At 38.3% G+C, this 16,741-nt stretch carries 18 protein-coding genes; 8 read left to right on the top strand and 10 right to left on the bottom strand.

All coding sequences use genetic code 11. From position 1 onward, the window contains the following. Positions 1-46 precede the first annotated feature (46 nt). Both cbpB and H0185_RS12980 read right to left on the bottom strand, forming a co-directional pair. On the bottom strand, positions 47-475 hold the full coding sequence (cbpB, locus tag H0185_RS12985; protein ID WP_221873931.1) for a cyclic-di-AMP-binding protein CbpB: 429 nt from the start codon (positions 473-475) through the stop codon (positions 47-49). Positions 476-627: 152 nt separating this feature from the next. Further along, the gene (locus H0185_RS12980; RefSeq protein ID WP_090747719.1) at positions 628-864 is read right to left on the bottom strand and encodes a YkuJ family protein; all 237 of its coding nucleotides are present in this window, start codon (positions 862-864) and stop codon (positions 628-630) included. Positions 865-1,043: 179 nt separating this feature from the next. Between H0185_RS12980 and H0185_RS12975 the strand changes: the two genes are divergently transcribed. Next, positions 1,044-1,997 (top strand): MBL fold metallo-hydrolase, encoded by a 954-nt coding sequence (locus H0185_RS12975; RefSeq protein WP_221873930.1) that lies wholly within the window; start codon positions 1,044-1,046, stop codon positions 1,995-1,997. Between the two features lie 15 nt (positions 1,998-2,012). Then, positions 2,013-2,252, top strand: a complete 240-nt coding sequence (locus H0185_RS12970) for a glutaredoxin family protein (RefSeq protein WP_221873929.1) — start codon at positions 2,013-2,015, stop codon at positions 2,250-2,252. Between the two features lie 131 nt (positions 2,253-2,383). Here the strand turns inward: H0185_RS12970 and H0185_RS12965 are convergent, their stop codons facing one another. Together H0185_RS12965 and H0185_RS12960 are read right to left on the bottom strand one after the other, a co-directional pair. Further along, positions 2,384-3,016, bottom strand: coding sequence for a DUF3993 domain-containing protein (locus H0185_RS12965; protein WP_221873928.1), 633 nt, complete (start codon positions 3,014-3,016; stop codon positions 2,384-2,386). 162 nt (positions 3,017-3,178) lie between these two features. Then, complete coding sequence (locus H0185_RS12960) at positions 3,179-4,393, bottom strand: EAL domain-containing protein (RefSeq protein WP_221873927.1); 1,215 nt, start codon at positions 4,391-4,393, stop codon at positions 3,179-3,181. 195 nt (positions 4,394-4,588) lie between these two features. On the opposite strand from H0185_RS12960, the gene H0185_RS12955 reads away from it, so the two are divergent. From H0185_RS12955 to H0185_RS12945, 3 genes are all read left to right on the top strand, one after another. Beyond that, positions 4,589-5,461, top strand: coding sequence for a metallophosphoesterase (locus tag H0185_RS12955; protein ID WP_221873926.1), 873 nt, complete (start codon positions 4,589-4,591; stop codon positions 5,459-5,461). A gap of 159 nt (positions 5,462-5,620) precedes the next feature. Further along, positions 5,621-6,088, top strand: a complete 468-nt coding sequence (locus H0185_RS12950; RefSeq protein WP_221873925.1) for a YkyB family protein — start codon at positions 5,621-5,623, stop codon at positions 6,086-6,088. A gap of 211 nt (positions 6,089-6,299) precedes the next feature. Further along, a complete protein-coding gene (locus H0185_RS12945) occupies positions 6,300-7,463 on the top strand; it encodes an aminotransferase A (protein ID WP_221873924.1) in 1,164 nt (387 codons plus the stop codon). A gap of 49 nt (positions 7,464-7,512) precedes the next feature. Here the strand turns inward: H0185_RS12945 and H0185_RS12940 are convergent, their stop codons facing one another. The 5 genes from H0185_RS12940 to H0185_RS12920 all read right to left on the bottom strand — a co-directional run bounded on the left by H0185_RS12940 (position 7,513) and on the right by H0185_RS12920 (position 11,995). Further along, positions 7,513-8,394 carry an NAD(P)-dependent oxidoreductase gene (locus H0185_RS12940; protein WP_221873923.1) on the bottom strand — a complete coding sequence of 294 codons (882 nt, stop codon included), beginning with the start codon at positions 8,392-8,394 and terminating at the stop codon, positions 7,513-7,515. Positions 8,395-8,421: 27 nt separating this feature from the next. Beyond that, on the bottom strand, positions 8,422-9,201 hold the full coding sequence (locus H0185_RS12935; protein WP_221873922.1) for an SDR family oxidoreductase: 780 nt from the start codon (positions 9,199-9,201) through the stop codon (positions 8,422-8,424). A gap of 285 nt (positions 9,202-9,486) precedes the next feature. Continuing rightward, complete coding sequence (gene ptsP / locus H0185_RS12930) at positions 9,487-11,202, bottom strand: phosphoenolpyruvate--protein phosphotransferase (RefSeq protein WP_221873921.1); 1,716 nt, start codon at positions 11,200-11,202, stop codon at positions 9,487-9,489. Continuing rightward, positions 11,202-11,465, bottom strand: coding sequence for a phosphocarrier protein HPr (locus tag H0185_RS12925; protein ID WP_221873920.1), 264 nt, complete (start codon positions 11,463-11,465; stop codon positions 11,202-11,204). The genes ptsP and H0185_RS12925 overlap by 1 nt, the downstream gene beginning before the upstream one ends. 335 nt (positions 11,466-11,800) lie before the next feature. Then, positions 11,801-11,995, bottom strand: a complete 195-nt coding sequence (locus tag H0185_RS12920; RefSeq protein WP_221873919.1) for a hypothetical protein — start codon at positions 11,993-11,995, stop codon at positions 11,801-11,803. Between the two features lie 232 nt (positions 11,996-12,227). On the opposite strand from H0185_RS12920, the gene H0185_RS12915 reads away from it, so the two are divergent. Beyond that, entirely contained in the window at positions 12,228-12,419 is a 192-nt protein-coding gene (locus H0185_RS12915) for a YkvS family protein (RefSeq protein WP_221873918.1), read from the top strand. Between the two features lie 238 nt (positions 12,420-12,657). After that, on the top strand, positions 12,658-13,266 hold the full coding sequence (locus H0185_RS12910; RefSeq protein WP_221873917.1) for a CPBP family intramembrane glutamic endopeptidase: 609 nt from the start codon (positions 12,658-12,660) through the stop codon (positions 13,264-13,266). Positions 13,267-13,321: 55 nt separating this feature from the next. Here H0185_RS12910 and H0185_RS12905 read toward each other — a convergent pair whose 3' ends face one another. Beyond that, complete coding sequence (locus tag H0185_RS12905; protein WP_221873916.1) at positions 13,322-14,383, bottom strand: YkvI family membrane protein; 1,062 nt, start codon at positions 14,381-14,383, stop codon at positions 13,322-13,324. Between the two features lie 204 nt (positions 14,384-14,587). On the opposite strand from H0185_RS12905, the gene H0185_RS12900 reads away from it, so the two are divergent. Then, positions 14,588-16,735, top strand: a complete 2,148-nt coding sequence (locus H0185_RS12900; protein ID WP_221873915.1) for an ATP-dependent Clp protease ATP-binding subunit — start codon at positions 14,588-14,590, stop codon at positions 16,733-16,735. Positions 16,736-16,741 lie beyond the last annotated feature (6 nt).

The following is a 16,741-nucleotide window of genomic DNA, read 5'->3' as shown; positions in this document are numbered from 1 at the left end:
TCCTGAAAACGGAAACCCCCGATTAGCCGGGGGTTTTCATATTAATCTATTGGGCATCGTCTAGTTGTTTTAGAACAGCTCTTCTCGTCAAAATCCCTTCAAAGTACCCGTTTTTATCTTCCACACATAGAAAAGGATAGTCCACAAGGTAACTCAAGGTTGTTTGGAGGGTCTCCTCTATATTGACCCTAGGAATCTTTTTGTTCATAACTTCTTCAACTTTTCTTTGTTCGAGTAATTCAAATTCTATTCTTTCTAGCCCTAAAATTGAATCCATAATAATTGGGGTACTAATCAACCCATGTAGACGATATTGAGGGTCAAGCACAGGAATAGCCGTATACCCGCTCCTTGTTAAAACTAGCAATGCATGTTCGAGGCTGTTTCCAACCTGTACATGTGCTACCCTTTCAGAAGGAATTATTAAATCTTTTATGTACACTTGGAAAAGTCCTCCGCTTCTCAAACTTAACATCCCCGAAAACTCCCTGCTTTCGAATTCTATCCTCTACATTTTAACATAATTTTTTCTATCATGCTTTTAACAGCAGAGAATCTTAACGCATGAATAAGAAAAAGTAAGAGGAAAAAGTACACAAAAAGAGGACCTCACAGGGCCCTCAATTGTTATTGAATTAAATCGAATATTTCAATGGTAATCATATCAATATTATCAAATTGGTATTTCTTTGGCTTTTCTTTCTCGTTGTAAACCTCTAGCTCATACGTTTCCGTTTTTGGATGATATGTAACCTGACATTTGCGCTCGCCGTTCACCTCAAAAAAACGTTGGGCAGGCTCACCATTAGCCGCTTGTTCTTGTAAGTTTTTTAACCTTGTAATAATACCTTGAAGCTGTGACATCCAATTCCTCTCCTTTCAGCAAAAACAATTTATAACTAGGTTTCACCATAGACATGATTCTATCCATCAGAAATAAATTCTGAATATTCCAGTTCCTATTCCTTTACATGCCAATATTAACAGAATAAAATAATGACATGCATTGTACAAGCAAAAGGTACGGAAAGGGGCGAAATTTGTTGAAAAAACCAGTACGATTAGCCAAAAACATTTATCTTATTGATGGTCTTGACTTAGGGACAGAAGAGCGCACAGGTGCTTATGTTCTAAAAGAACGTGATATCACCCTTATCGAAACTTCCGCTAGCCCATCGGTTCCGTATATCCTCGAAGGGCTAAAAGAATTGGGTATTGCACCGGACGAAGTAAAATATGTTATCGTTACCCATATCCACTTAGATCATTCGGGAGGAGCAGGACTCTTCCTCGAGCATTGCCCGAATGCCCAAGTGATCGTTCACCCGAAGGGAGCGCGGCATCTTGCAAACCCATCGAAATTAATTGCGAGTGCAAAAGCAGTTTATAGAGAGAAATTTAATTCTCTATTTGACCCAATCTTACCAATTGCTGAAAATCGAATCCTAATTAAAGAGGATCAAGAAACATTAGAGATTAGCGAGAATTGCTTACTTACTTTTTACGATTCTCCAGGACATGCCAATCACCATTTTAGTATTTACCATCCTGGTGTTGCTGGAATATTCATCGGAGACACTGCGGGTATTTATTATCCGCAACTGAAACGAAAAGGAATAGAGTTTTACATCCCTTCCACTTCACCAAACCAATTTGATCCTGATAAAATGCTACACTCACTAACCTTATTTAAGAAGTTAAAGGCAGAACGTCTCTTTTTTGGTCATTATGGGATGTCGGATAACCCATCTGAGACCTTTAGACAGGTTGAATACTGGCTACCTATTTTTATGACCGAAGCAAAAAGTGCTTATGAGGAAGAAGATAATTTTGATTCCCGTATGAAGCTTACAACACAGCGTCTGTTCCATAAACTAAAAGCATATCTACTAGAAAGAGGAATTAAAGAGGACGATCCAATTCTCGATATTCTTGCCCTTGACCTTGAAGTGAGCAGCATGGGCCTAATTGATTATGTAACAAAGAACTATTCGTAACGGAGGAAACACCTTATGACTAAGCCAACAATCTATACTCAGAACGACTGCCCCCCCTGTAAAATCGTTAAAATGTTTCTTAATGAGTATAAAATAGATTTCGTTGAAAAAAACATTACCCAAGATCAGAAAGCTAGAGATGAGCTGACCAAGGTTTACGGAGCATTCTCCACCCCAACTGTCGTTGTTAATGATGAAGTCATCATTGGCTTTGACCTAAAGCGATTAGCAAAAGCACTTAAGATTGAAGATTGATTTCAAGAAGGAGTCCCGGTATGGACATACGGGCTATCTTTTGATGTGCAAAAGGCAAAGAAAAAGCAGGGCAACCAATGGAATATGCCCTGCACTTTTCCTTATTCTACTTGCCCTTGTTCCATCACCTTTTAGAAATTCAAAACCTCTTCAGGGATATTTTCATACCATATTTTTGTTACTTTTAATCCCTTTTCTTCCCTTTCCATTTCTACTGCTTGAAAATGCCCCTCGTAGTTCACTGGACCTTCCGTAACAGCAGGGAAATATTCAACCACAAAGATTGAGTCATTATGATTTACAACTCTGGTTTTATCCGAATAGGAATAAAACGGGATATAATAAGGCGCAAAATCAGAACCATATGTTAAATACTGTCCGCTTTCTTCTACAATATTTTCATTCAGAAAGAGTTCAATAAACGAGTTACTAAAATATGGTTCTAGGATAAGACCCACTTCTTTTAGACTTCTTCCTTTTTCACTCAACGATACTTGAGCCATAAAAGCGGACTTTAGGTGTTCAAAAATTCCTTGTTTGTCTTGAATGAAGTCTTCAGATTGCTTTTCTTCCACACCAATTTTTTGAATGACAGTTTCGTTCGAATCATAATCATGCACTTCTGTTTTAATTGTGTCTACAACCTGTATTTCCTTTTCAGTTGCACTTTCAAGCTGCAACTCTTTTTCTGATTTCACTTGTAGCGGCAATACGATGATCAAACTCAATACACAAAAAATGAAGACTTTAAGTCGCTTGTCCATTATTGTCCTCCTCATCCCCACTGTATAATAACCATTCTAACAATAGGAAAGGGTGGTTTTAACTTAAATCTTTCGTAAAATACCTTTATAGTTTGACACAATACGACTAAAAATGAACCTTCACTTAAAACCCCTGCAATTCGGGGCTTGATACCCATTTTTTTAAAATAAGCCTTCCCTCGCAAATAAGTAGGAAGATGATAGGTCAATAAATAAAAACTCCTGGGAATTAATTGGGAGACAAAATGTTCTAATTGCTACCGCTGTTTCGATATCATTGTACCGATCTGATAATATCCCTTTTCTTTCATTTCTCATCTTTATGATATTCTCAAGAAAATAAGGTCGCCAACTCCAATTTTTCTCTACATATTCAGGTTGGATAATCCATTCATTCTGCTCTTTAAAGAGATTCGGGGATTTTTGGAATCCATCCTCATCACAAATATACATCCTAAAAGCCATCTCATCTAATTCCTTAGCAAGAATTTCTAACAGCTCGGTATATCCTTCGATTTTTCGATTGCGGTTAAGGGTTTCCTGAACCTTTCCTTGAAATTCATCCCGCAATGAAAATAAGGTTTCGATTTTTTTCTTTTCCGATAAGATAAATTCATGACACTCTTGTTTTAGTCGTTCCTTCAATATCCCTCTGTCTAAAAAATCAGCTTGAGGCTCTTTAAGATAGAATCCCTGGTAATATCTTCCGCCATTCCTCCAGGCAAATTGAAGCTGAAAAACCGTTTCAATATTTTCAAAGAGCAGGGCAGCCCCTATCTTACGAGCCAACATTGAAAGTGAAAATAAAATATTTTGGTAAGCTGGGCCAGCCGCAGTTGATTTCATAACCTGAAGATCTACCTTGAGTATATCCGGTTCAAGCTGACTAATCCGGTCCAAATGACTACTGTCATTTCCCATTTTATCAATCGCAATTTTCAGGCCGTAGGTTCGGTAATATCGTAACAAATGATCCAAATCCTCTAGTTCACCATCCGCATTCCGTTCACACACCTCAAGAACGATTTGCCTTGGACTTAACCCCTGTTCGCCGTAGGATAATATAAGTTCTAATAGCCTTTCGTCTTCATCATGTATCAGTAACTCAGCGTCACGATTGATAAAATATAGAATATCTTTTTCTAGATGAACCGCCTTTTTAAATGCTTTCTCTAGGACCGTCAAATCAACTTCAAGTCGATATTCATCTGGTATTTCTTTATCTTGAAAAAATGGTCCTAGACTGATTGGACCATCTTCTGTTTGGTATCGACCGAGAATTTCGTAAGCAATGATTCGATGTTCGTCCGCGCTAAAAATCGGCTGAAAGAACGGAATCACATTCTCTAAATCGGTAAGAATATCTAATGCATCCATATATCCCTCTCCCTGTTTTATCCAATTATTACAGGTGCCTGTTTATTCACACTTTACACTCTTTTTTCACTATTTTACCACTTAACGCTCCTTCACTCCATGTTCAATAATTCAATATAACCTAGTTAACTACTTCTTTTTTTGTTAAATATCTGATAGTATAAAGGGATATTTTAAATAGGTTGGTAATATGATATGGCCAAAAATTTAACAAGGCGTTCATTTATTAAGCGTATATTTGGAGGAGCTCTTGCATTAGGTGGTATCAGTACAGGGGGGTACTATTATGCACACGAGATTGAACCTCATATGCTCGATATCACACGTCACAATCTCCCAAGCGCCCTACTCCCCAATGGATTTAATGGATTTAAAATCGTTCAGTTTAGTGACACTCATCTTGGATTTCACTATAATCTTGAACAGTTTCACAAGTTAATAAAAAAAATAAACGAATTAGAACCAGACATGATTGTTTTTACGGGAGATCTTATGGATAACCCTAATGAATTTAAAGAAACTCAGCAAATCGTTCAAGCATTAACTAAGCTACAAGCTCCATTTGGAAAGTTTGCAGTCTACGGGAATCATGATCACGGGGGCTACGGATCAGATATTTATCGAAAGATTATCCAAGAGGCAGAATTTACACTTCTAGTTAACGAAGCCAAGACCGTAACTTTGCTAAATGGAAGTTTCATCCATGTTGCTGGAGTCGATGATTCTATGCTAGGTCATCCAGATGTTGAATCCGCCATCAGTGGTCTTCCTGAAAACTCATACACAATCCTTCTTTCCCATGCACCAGATTTTGCTAGTGAAGCCTCAAGTTACAATATCCAATTACAGCTAAGCGGTCATAGCCATGGTGGGCAGATACAGATCCCTTTTTTTGGTCCGGTTGTTACACCACCTCATGGTGAATTGTTCCCTGAAGGTTTCTATTATTTAGGCGATAATCATGGATTAACACTTTATGTGAACCGCGGCCTTGGTACCACTAGATTACCTTTTCGTTTTTTATCGAAACCGGAGCTAACCTTGTTTACTCTTACTAGAGAAGGGTAAGGAACAAAGGTTGATAGAAGTTCATTCCCAACTTGAATGTAAATCTCGCCCACACCTTAACACTGCATTCAAGTTGTCTTCCTAGCTTTCTGTTTTTTTCTACCATAATTAAGGGTATAATATATATATTACGTTGTTTTAGAGAAAGGAGCCTTTATATTGAAAAGCGAAAGGCAACAATATTCCTCGTTAAGTCCAACTATAGAAAACCTCTCCCAGGCAATCTACATTGTCAACCGTCATGCAAAGACTGCTCCAAATCCGAAATTCTTATATCATCTTAAGCATGAAGCGCTTATGAAACTATTAAGAGAAGGGAAAGCGAATAAAGTTGGGCTACATTTTTCCCAAAACCCTAGATTAAGTCAGCAGCAATCGGATGTACTGGTGGCTTGCGGGAAATATACCTTCCACATCCCGCCCACAAAAAATGATTTTGAGGCCCTTCCACACCTCGGAAAATTGAATAGTTCCGTTCGAAACCCTAAGTCAAATCTTTCCCTAACACAGGCAAAGAAACTATTACTTTCATACACAGGCCTAAAGGAAGCTCCCCCACAGTCAGCAAACAAGAAAAAGGCTTACCAAAAACCTGTCTTTAAGAAACTTGGAGAAAGTTATTTTTAAAAAACTGTTTTCGTAAAATCGTTGTTAAAATCCAAGAGAGCTGATTTTAACGTACTTATTAAGTAGTTGTTAGATTCTATACAGGTTGCATGCTCTTTTCTCAACGGATGGAAACTAGGCTAGCACTGGCCTAGTTTTTTATTTTACAGCCTTCGTGAAACACATGATAAAATGAGCACATACGATTTAACGATTAAAGGAGATAGAGAATTTGGAACATTTAATCAATAAAAAAGTAAAAGAGATTGAAATATCAGGGATACGTAAATTTTTTAATTTAGTGGCTGGTGTGGAAGGAATGATTTCCTTAACAATTGGTCAACCCGATTTCCCTACTCCTCCTCATGTGAAGGAAGCGGGGAAACTTGCCATTGATCAAAATCAGACGACTTATACCCATAACGCTGGCTATAAAGAACTAAGGGAAGCAGCAGCTAGTTTTTACAAAGAAAAATATCAATTATCTTATTCACCAGAATCTGAAATTATCGTGACCACTGGAGCTAGTGAAGCCATTGATATCGTTTTTAGGTCCATCCTTGAACAGGATGTAGAAGTCATTTTACCTGGTCCCGTTTATCCGGGATATGAACCAATTATTAAACTTTGCGGGGCAAAACCAGTATATGTGGATATTAGAGAGAATGATTTTCGCTTTACAGCGGACCTTATTGCACAGCATATGACGGAAAAAACGAGATGCATTGTCCTTCCTTATCCATCAAATCCTACTGGGGTTAGCCTTGAACAAAAAGAACTTAAGGCAATTGCTGATCTTGTGAAAGGAAAGGATATCTTTATTCTTGCTGACGAAATTTATAGTGAGCTTTCATATGAAAACACTCATACTTCTATTGCACGTTTCCTACCTGAACAGACGATTGTGATTAATGGATTATCTAAGTCACATTCCATGACGGGTTGGCGAATTGGTTTATTATTCGCGCCAGAGGCCATTACAAAGCATCTATTAAAAGTTCACCAATACAATGTTACCTGCGCTTCTTCAATATCGCAGGCTGCGGCTATTGCTGCGCTAACAGTAGGAAAAAACGATGCAGATGAGATGAAAACAGAATATATGAAGCGCAGGGAATATGTTTATACTCGGTTGATTAAAATGGGGCTTGATGTGGTCAAACCTGATGGCGCGTTTTACTTTTTCGTGAAAATTCCCGACCACACGACTACTACTTCCTTTGCCTTTGCTCTCGATTTAGTTGAGAAAGCAAAGGTTGCTGTCGTACCTGGTAGCGCATTTTCTGACTTCGGAGAAGGTTATTTCCGACTTTCATACGCCTATTCAATGGAAATGCTCACTGAAGGTCTAAACCGTATAGAATCTTATCTGAGTCAAACTAATAGTCTCGGTTAATGTCGTTTTGATACAAAAAATCGTTCCCCGAAAGGAACGATTTTTTGTGTTATCCTTGATGCCATAATTTATATAAGGCTTGTGTTCCCAAATCACTTAAACCTTCATCCGCCAATTTCTTATACAAAGATTGCGCCAATGCAAGTCCTGGAAGGTCCATTCCCATTTTCTCTGCTTCCTCAAGCGCGATCCCCATGTCTTTAATAAAATGCTTAATCATGAATCCTGGTTCGAAATCTCCAGTAAGAACTCTTGGTGCGAGATTAGACAAGGACCAACTTCCAGCGGCACCAGTTGTAATCGTCTTTAATACATTCTCTGGATTTAAACCAGCCTTTTCTGCATAAACGATTGATTCTATTACACCAAGCATATTAGAGGCAATCGCGATTTGATTGCACATTTTTGTATGTTGGCCAGCACCGGCTTTACCCTGCAAGATGATATTCGATCCCATTACCTGTAAGATGGGTTCAACCTGCTTAAAGGCTTCCTCATCTCCTCCAACCATAATGGCTAATCTGGCTTCTTTTGCTCCGATATCTCCACCCGATACTGGAGCGTCTAAAGAATAGATTCCTTTCTTACTAGCTTCTTCGTTAATTCTCTCTGCCAGGCTAGGCGTCGAGGTGGTCATATCTATGACATATGTATTTTCACGACCGTTCGTGACAAGTCCATCCTTTCCAAGATAGACTTCTTCAACATCTGTCGGATATCCCACAATCGTGATAATTACATTAGCTTTCTCAGCCATTTCCTTTGGGGTGGAAGCCCATGAAGCTCCCAGGTCTAGCAATTCCTTTGCTTTCTCCTTTGTTCTAGTATAGATGTATAGCGGATAACCAGCTTTTAATAAATGCCCGGCCATACTTTTTCCCATCACGCCAGTACCAATAAAACCAATGATTGTGTTTTCTTTTGTCAGCATTCTATATCCTCCTATGCAAATACTAATTTATATTGATTTTACCAATCCACCATCTACAAGAAAGGAACTCCCTGTCATATAAGAGTTGGCATCAGATGCCAAGAAAGCCACTACTTTAGCAAACTCTTCTGGTTGTCCATACCTTTTTAACGGGATTCTGTTGATTGCATTTTGTTCTAATTCTTCTTCGCTGATTCCTAGTTTTTCAGCATTATATTGATTAAGATGTTTCAACCGATCGGTCGCTATATTGCCAGGAGCCACCGTATTAATCAGTACATTATAGGGAGCGAGCTCCTGAGAAAGAGTCTTTGTTAATCCCACCATCCCTGTTCTAAACGTATTTGATAAAATCAATCCTGGGATAGGTTCCTTAATGGAGGAGGAAGCTATATTAATAATTTTACCTCCATTCACTTTTAAGAATGGCAGCGTCTCGCGAATTAACCTGATATAGGATAAGAGGTTTAATTCAAATGAATCTATCCAATCCTGGTCAGAGAGTACTTCAAATGAACCTGCTGGAGGTCCTCCTGCATTATTGATTAATATATCGATCCTTCCAAATTTCTCAACGGCCATGTTTATCAAACTTTTTATATCTTCAGGTTTTGTGATATCCGTTTGTTTATAGGCAACTTCACCGTATGCTTGAAGCTCAGTTGCAACACGTCTAAGTTTGCTTTCATCTCTACCAGATATAACTACATTTGCCCCTTCTTGTAAGAGCACCTCGGCAACAGCTCGCCCCAGCCCCTGACTTGACGCAACAACCACCGCGGTCTTCCCTGTAAGGTGTAAATCCATTCTAATCCCCTCCTACCATCATTAGTATAATTATAAATCACTCTTAATCAGAATACATTTAATTTAGAGAAATTTATACGAAAGTACATAAGCGCTAGCTCCCGTTAAGCAAGTGCACCAGCCCTTGAATCTGAGCCCCCTCACAAAAAAAGACCGGTTGTCAGAGACAACCGGCCAAGTCTGGGGGAAAATGAGAATGATTAGCTTACCTTTAGTTTTACCAAAGTGCTTACTTATTTATACCCGCAAACATAAAAATAAAACAAATATAATGTTACAATTATATTACAGTGATGTTACAGATTTAACAGCCTCAATTACTTCTTCAGTTGTCCCCATATCGAGTACTCTAGAAGCTAAGTCTTCCATATCCGCTTTTGTAAGACCTCTTATTTGAGAGCGTGCTTTTAAAATTGAAGAGGCGCTCATGGAAAATTCATCTAGTCCCAATCCTAAAAGTATTGGGATAGCAATTTCGTCACCAGCCATTTCTCCACACATACCAGCCCATTTTCCTTCTTTATGAGCAGCATCTATGACCATTTTAACAAGTCGAAGAATCGATGGATTATAAGGTTGATACAAGTACGATACCTGTTGATTCATCCGATCTGCAGCCATTGTATATTGAATTAAATCATTCGTTCCAATGCTAAAGAAATCCACCTCTTTAGCAAATTGATCCGCAATGATGGCAGTAGATGGTATTTCAACCATAATGCCTAATTCAATTTTCTCTGCAACCTCAATGCCCTCACTATCAAGCTTTTGTTTTTCTTCTTCAAGGATGGCTTTAGCCTCCCTAAATTCAGCTAAAGTAGCAATCATTGGGAACATCACTTTTAGATTTCCATATACACTTGCACGAAGTAACGCACGAAGCTGGGTACGGAAAATATCCTGCTCTTCAAGGCATAAACGAATCGCTCTAAATCCTAAGAAAGGGTTCATCTCTTTAGGGAGATTTAAATAAGGTAACTCCTTATCTCCACCAATATCGAGGGTTCGAACGACAACAGGCTTGCCTTCCATGCCTTCAAGAACCGCTTTATAGGCTGTGAATTGTTCTTCCTCGGTTGGAAGTTGATCACGGTCCATATAAAGGAATTCTGTACGATAAAGACCAACTGCTTCTCCACCATTTTCAACTACGCCTTTAAGGTCTTTAGGAGTCCCAATATTCGCAGCAAGTTCTACATGGTGTTGATCCGCAGTAATTGTCTTTTCATGAACAAGCTTTGCCCACTCTGCCTTTTGTTTAGCAAAGTCTTCTTGTTGCTTTTTATATTCGTCTAACCTTTCAGGCGTCGGATTAATATGAACCTCGCCATTAAGTCCGTCTATAACCACTAGGTCGCCATTGGTAATTTCAGCAGTAGCATTCTTTGTTCCAACTACAGCAGGAATCTCCATAGAACGCGCCATAATGGCAGAATGTGAAGTTCGACCACCGATATCTGTAGTGAAGCCTAACACATATTTACGGTTTAACTGTGCAGTATCAGACGGTGTTAAGTCTTCTGCAACAATGATCACTTCTTCCTGCACCATACTTGGATTAGGAATTTGAATACCTAATAAATGAGCTAGAACACGCTTGGTAACATCACGGATATCGGCTGCGCGTTCCTTCATGTATTCATTATCCATTGATTCAAACATTGAAACAAACATATCTGCTATTTCTTTAAGAGCAAGTTCAGCATTTACCTTTTCGGACTTTATTTTATCTTCTATTGGTGAAATAAGTTCTGGATCACTTAATACAAGTAAATGTGCTTCAAAGATAGCTGCTTTATCCGCACCTAACTCTTTTTCAGCCCGATCACGTATTTGCTCAAGCTCACCTTTTGCTGTGCTAAGTGCATCTTGAAAACGCGCTACTTCCGTCTCTGGTGAGTCTACTGTTTTTTTATCAAAAGAAAAATCCGGTTCAACTAGGCGGTACGCCTTCGCAATAGCAATACCGTTGGAAGCAGCAATACCACGAAGAAAGCTCATTATTCAGCTAACCCTTCTTTTTTAAGTGTTTCTTCAATTGTGTTTAAAGCATCACTTTCATCACTACCTTCAGTAATGATTGTAATCTCTGCACCTTGGCCAATCCCTAGAGACATAACGCCCATGATGGATTTTAAATTAACTTTCTTTTCCTTGTATTGAAGATGAATTTCAGAATCAAATTTGCTTGCTGCTTGTACCAAAAGTGTCGCTGGGCGAGCATGAATACCTGTTTCTGCAATAACTTTAAAGCTTTTTTCCATAAGAAATCAAACTCCTTTATAAAAAATATATAGGTGATATACATGATGCTCATCATCCCATAGTCAAACTCAGGCTATCTTTTAAAGATTAGTAGTAGTTTACCCAAATTTGACAATCAAATCACACCAGATATATTTCCAATCGTTTCCTGAAAGATTTATGTAAAATGCAATCAATACCATTCAAACGACGATTATCACCATGAACAGAATATCATGGTTATGATTAGTAAAACAACAAAAAAAACTTGATTTAGACAGGTTTAATCTCCAAATTGAAATAAAGCGTTTTCAACCAAGAACATTCAATCTCTTTCAAATATAGCCAAATTCTGTTAACTCCGAGCGGTTTCAATATACTGATACAACACTTCCCCCCCACGTTGGGCAATCCCCCGAAAATGTTTGAAATCTTCTCTACTTACGAGCACTTGACGGAAAGATAGGAATTCTTCCTTTTTAACATGATACTCAGTAAGTTCACCTTTTTTTAACTGATCCAATATCGCATTCACTTCTTCACTTGTCATCAAACCACTCCTAAATGAATATTTTTTCATCATCATACATACAGAAATTATTATTGTCCATATAATTGTCAATTTTATAAAGCGTTTTCAAAAAAACCATTGAATAATTGGCAATTTTTAGATATGGTAGTAATAATTATTAAACCGCAATGATTTGGTATGTAGAAATAGAAAAAAATTACCAATTATTAGTAGGATTTGCGGAAAATGACTAGATAAGGAGAGAGGTTCTTTGAAAAAAGCACAAGTGGGGAATGTGATTGAATTCAGACAAGGGTTGCAGGGGATTGTTGAAAAAGTAAACGAAAATTCTGTTATTGTTGATTTAACTTATATGGATAATTACAGAGATCTTGAATTAGATCAAAGAACTGTTATTAACCATAAAAACTATACAGTCGTTAAAGAAACTGCCCTACAATAAATCGGAAAGGCAGTTTGAAAAAGCCTTCATTGAGGTTGTATATTTCTGAAAGTTTAAACTCTTTATCATTTTTCTATAAAATAAGAAAAGACAGAAATAGCTAGTATGTGCTACTTTTTGTCTTTTCTTATTTTATTGATTCATTTTTCAGACTGTAAACAGCCCATACACCATTGTTCTTTTTCACACCCTTATTATCTGATACAATAATGGGTGTTTGTAGAAAGGAGTGGCTTGTTTGAGAAAATTGATCACTGACCGTCGCTTACTTTTTGGTTATATATTGGCGCACCTATTCATTTTTTTCACATTTGAGCAAGAAAAAGTCTTTTGGTATATTTTCACTGCAACGATGCTGATACTAATCAGTTATTCTATTCTGGATGAAACTGAACAACGAGAATCAAGAAAATTCCATTTGTTCATTGGTATTCTATCAGGGGCACTCTTATATGGCGTGTTTTGGATTGGAGACATACTGATTGATCTACTAAAACTTCCTTTGAGTAATCAGATTACAGCCTTATTCAAGCTATTTTCACCAGAGCTAACCTGGCATTACTTGGTTTTATTTTTAATTATCGTTCCTGGTGAAGAAATATTCTGGAGAGGCTTTATCCAAAAAAAACTATTAACTCACACCAATCCTTGGACAAGTATTGTATTGTCTACACTTCTATATGCATCTGTTCAAATCCATTCTGGTGAGTTTGTACTCATTTTAGCTGGACTAACTGGTGGTTTTGTCTGGGGCATTTTGTATGCCTGGAAACGAAGTATCCGGCTTGTGATTATCTCCCATCTTGTATTTGACTTGTTGTTATTTTGGCTTTTTCCTTTACGTTAAGCAGACAAGCAAATATCACTGAAAAGGGCACGGCAGCAGCCGGCCCTTTTCTTGTTTACTTATTACCTGGCTTTCCACCGTTCGGTTTAAAGGGCTTCATCCATAAAAGAACAATGAAGATTAAGCTGATGTTTCCGAATAATGGATATAAATAAGAGAGTAATGTACTATAATCAAATTGACTAACGAGATAACAGACAATAAAAATTCCAATGACAATCATAACACTTGGAATATTTACGTATTTTTTTATCTGTCGTTCTAGCCCAAAAATATTTCCAATTACTGACGTGAAAATTTCTCCATAGATGACCATAATAAAAATCCAATAGAGTCCTGAAGCAAGGGTCTTCATGATGGTCGCCATCGGGATTTCATATGACTCAAGTCCTGGTAGCATGATTAAAGTGAAATGTCCCATTAATAGAATGAGCGTTAGCGCTATTCCCCCGAGAATCCCGCCCCATTTAACTGTCTGATCATCTTTGATTTCCGCAGCAACGGGGACCAATACTGCCTGCGCAAGTGAAAGATTAAAGGCCGTATATGTAAATGGGGCAACCACCGATTTCCAGCCTTCCTCGGAAGCTGGAATAAAAAGGGCTTGTTCCATGAAACCAGGCAACTTAATTGAAAGGTAAAAAAGTATAAAACTAAAAACAATCATAATCGGTACAACAAATGAATTAACGGCAAACAACCCTTTTATTCCTACAATCATAACCAAAATGGATAAACCGATTGTAATTAAGATTCCAATATTCTTTGAGATTCCTAGCTGTTCCTGAAAAACTGCCCCCGCGCCTGAAAGCATGACAGCACTAACCCCTAATAACATAAAGAGCATAATAAAATTTATAATCCGACCCAGTTTCTCTCCAAATAAGTACTCATTAAATTGTTCATAAGAGTTCGCGCCAATCTGAGCCGCTATTCTCATAAGCTTTGACCCCATAAATATAAGTAAATATCCGCTCATTAAGATTCCAATTAATCCGACGAAGCCGAAACGGGAAAAGAATTCTACTATTTCTCTGCCTGTAGCAAAACCGGCCCCGACCACCGTACCTACATATACGGCTGCAATCTGAAACGCGGCTCCCCAGTTTGTCCTCACACAACTCCCTCCTTGTTTCAAATATATGAGGATAGAGACAAACCATGACAAGCTTTTTCCTAGAGACTCCCATTTGCCATTGGAAAAATTTTATATAGGCAAAAACCTTGAAAGTCAAAGAAGGTCAGACTATAATAAAATCAAAATTAGTCAAAGATAGTCAAAGTCAAATCTTCACAACAATAATCCTAAGGAGGAATTTAAATGCTTTGTCAACAATGTCTAGAGAATCAAGCAAAGATCCAATTGAAAGTAAATCTTAATGGCAGCCAGAAGCATTTGATGCTCTGTGAGGACTGCTATAAAAAAGAACGGAAAAAGCTTGGGACCTCATTCGGACCTTCCTTTTCTGGTTTCCAAGGTTTTCCTAATCATGAATTTCCTGATATTTTCAAGTCATTATCAGGACAATCCGAAAATCCGATGTTTCACGTATCTTCCGAACAAAAAACAGCTGGAGGCGGAAATGGCTTTATTGACCAATTTGGACGAAATCTTACCCAGGCCGCAAAGGCGGGGCTAATTGATCCTGTCATCGGTCGGGACGAAGAGGTTAACCGTGTGATTGAAATCCTTAACCGTCGTAATAAAAATAATCCTGTTTTAATAGGCGAACCTGGTGTCGGAAAAACCGCAGTTGCAGAAGGGTTTGCGTTAAAAATTGCCGAAGGCCACGTACCAAATAAGCTAAAAAACAAAGAAGTCTACCTTCTCGATGTTGCTTCTCTTGTAGCGAATACAGGAATTCGCGGCCAGTTCGAGGAACGTATGAAGCAATTAATTTCAGAACTACAAAAAAGAAAGAATATTATTCTATTCATAGATGAAATACACCTAGTAGTTGGAGCTGGTTCTGCTGAGGGTTCTATGGATGCTGGGAATATCTTAAAACCCGCGTTAGCACGTGGTGAACTTCAGGTGATTGGGGCCACTACATTAGCGGAATATCGCAAAATTGAAAAGGATCCTGCTTTAGAAAGACGCTTTCAGCCAGTCCACGTGCATGAGCCTTCCTTAGAGAAGTCGATAGAAATTTTAAAAGGGATTCAATCCAAATACGAAAAATACCATGAAGTTACCTTTACGGAAGAGGCGATTACTGCTTGTGTCCAGTTATCACACCGTTATATACAAGACCGTTTCCTTCCTGATAAGGCAATTGATTTAATGGATGAAGCGGGGTCTAAGCTCAATCTTGAAGCTGGCTATACAGATAAAGAACAAGTAGAAGAACGTTTGACCGCCATTTCTAAAGAAAAAGAGGCTGCTTTAGCAAACGAAGATTATGAAAAGGCAGCAAAACTTCGCGATGAAGAGGCTGCACTTGAAAAGGATCTAAAATCTGATTCAGGTCATGCACGCCCACTGGTCACTGTCGAACAAATACAACAGCTCATTGAAAAGAAAACGGGGATTCCTGTGGGAAAACTCCACTCAGAAGAACAAGGAAAAATGAGGCACTTAGCAGAGAACCTCGCAAACAAAGTAATTGGTCAAGAAGAAGCCGTGAAAAAAGTTTCAAAGGCCATTCGTCGCAGCCGTGCCGGACTTAAATCAAAACATCGCCCTATCGGTTCCTTCCTATTTGTTGGCCCTACAGGAGTCGGGAAAACAGAGTTAACAAAAACACTTGCCGAGGAACTATTTGGTTCTAGTGATTCAATGATTCGCCTTGATATGAGTGAATATATGGAGAAGCATAGCGTTTCGAAAATTATTGGCTCTCCCCCAGGATATGTTGGTCATGATGAGGCAGGACAATTAACGGAAAAAGTACGCCGTAATCCATACAGTATTATCCTGCTAGATGAGATAGAAAAGGCACACCCTGACGTACAGCATATGTTCCTGCAAATATTAGAAGACGGTCGTCTTACAGATAGTCAGGGACGTACAGTTAGCTTTAAGGATACGGTGATCATTATGACAAGTAATGCTGGGGTCGGTCATCGGAGTATTAAAGTTGGTTTTGGACAAAATAACGGTATTAACGAAGCTAGTATCCTTGATTCACTAGGGAATTTCTTCAAACCTGAATTCCTAAATCGCTTTGATAGTATCATTGAATTCAAAGCCCTTGAGAAAGACCACCTTCTGCAAATTGTTGAGCTTATGTTAGCACAATTAACAGAATTACTTTCAGAGCAGTCCTTAACATTAGAAATAACGAACGAGGTAAAAGAAAAGCTAACACAACTAGGTTACCATCCTACGTTTGGTGCCCGTCCACTACGACGAGTCATTCAGGAACAGCTAGAGGATCAACTAGCCGATTATATCCTTGAAGAACCTGAAACCACTGCTTTAGTAGCCAAGCTGCACGATGGAGAAATAGTGATTACGAAGAAATAATAATAA

The sequence above is a fragment of the Mesobacillus maritimus genome, assembly GCF_019749255.1.
Classification (GTDB): Bacteria; Bacillota; Bacilli; order Bacillales; family Cytobacillaceae; genus Mesobacillus_B; species Mesobacillus_B maritimus_A.
Note: the sequence above shows the minus strand (reverse complement) of the source record. Positions and strands in the feature narration are given on the sequence as shown.

Excerpts from the sequence above, each read along its gene's own strand:
- cbpB (WP_221873931.1), bottom strand. The coding sequence starts at position 475 with ATGTTAAGTTTGAGAAGCGGAGGACTTTTCCAAGTGTACATAAAAGAT.
- H0185_RS12980 (WP_090747719.1), bottom strand. The coding sequence starts at position 864 with ATGTCACAGCTTCAAGGTATTATTACAAGGTTAAAAAACTTACAAGAA.
- H0185_RS12970 (WP_221873929.1), top strand. The coding sequence starts at position 2,013 with ATGACTAAGCCAACAATCTATACTCAGAACGACTGCCCCCCCTGTAAA.
- H0185_RS12965 (WP_221873928.1), bottom strand. The coding sequence starts at position 3,016 with ATGGACAAGCGACTTAAAGTCTTCATTTTTTGTGTATTGAGTTTGATC.
- H0185_RS12960 (WP_221873927.1), bottom strand. The coding sequence starts at position 4,393 with ATGGATGCATTAGATATTCTTACCGATTTAGAGAATGTGATTCCGTTC.
- H0185_RS12955 (WP_221873926.1), top strand. The coding sequence starts at position 4,589 with ATGGCCAAAAATTTAACAAGGCGTTCATTTATTAAGCGTATATTTGGA.
- H0185_RS12940 (WP_221873923.1), bottom strand. The coding sequence starts at position 8,394 with ATGCTGACAAAAGAAAACACAATCATTGGTTTTATTGGTACTGGCGTG.
- H0185_RS12935 (WP_221873922.1), bottom strand. The coding sequence starts at position 9,201 with ATGGATTTACACCTTACAGGGAAGACCGCGGTGGTTGTTGCGTCAAGT.
- ptsP (WP_221873921.1), bottom strand. The coding sequence starts at position 11,202 with ATGAGCTTTCTTCGTGGTATTGCTGCTTCCAACGGTATTGCTATTGCG.
- H0185_RS12925 (WP_221873920.1), bottom strand. The coding sequence starts at position 11,465 with ATGGAAAAAAGCTTTAAAGTTATTGCAGAAACAGGTATTCATGCTCGC.
- H0185_RS12920 (WP_221873919.1), bottom strand. The coding sequence starts at position 11,995 with ATGACAAGTGAAGAAGTGAATGCGATATTGGATCAGTTAAAAAAAGGT.
- H0185_RS12900 (WP_221873915.1), top strand. The coding sequence starts at position 14,588 with ATGCTTTGTCAACAATGTCTAGAGAATCAAGCAAAGATCCAATTGAAA.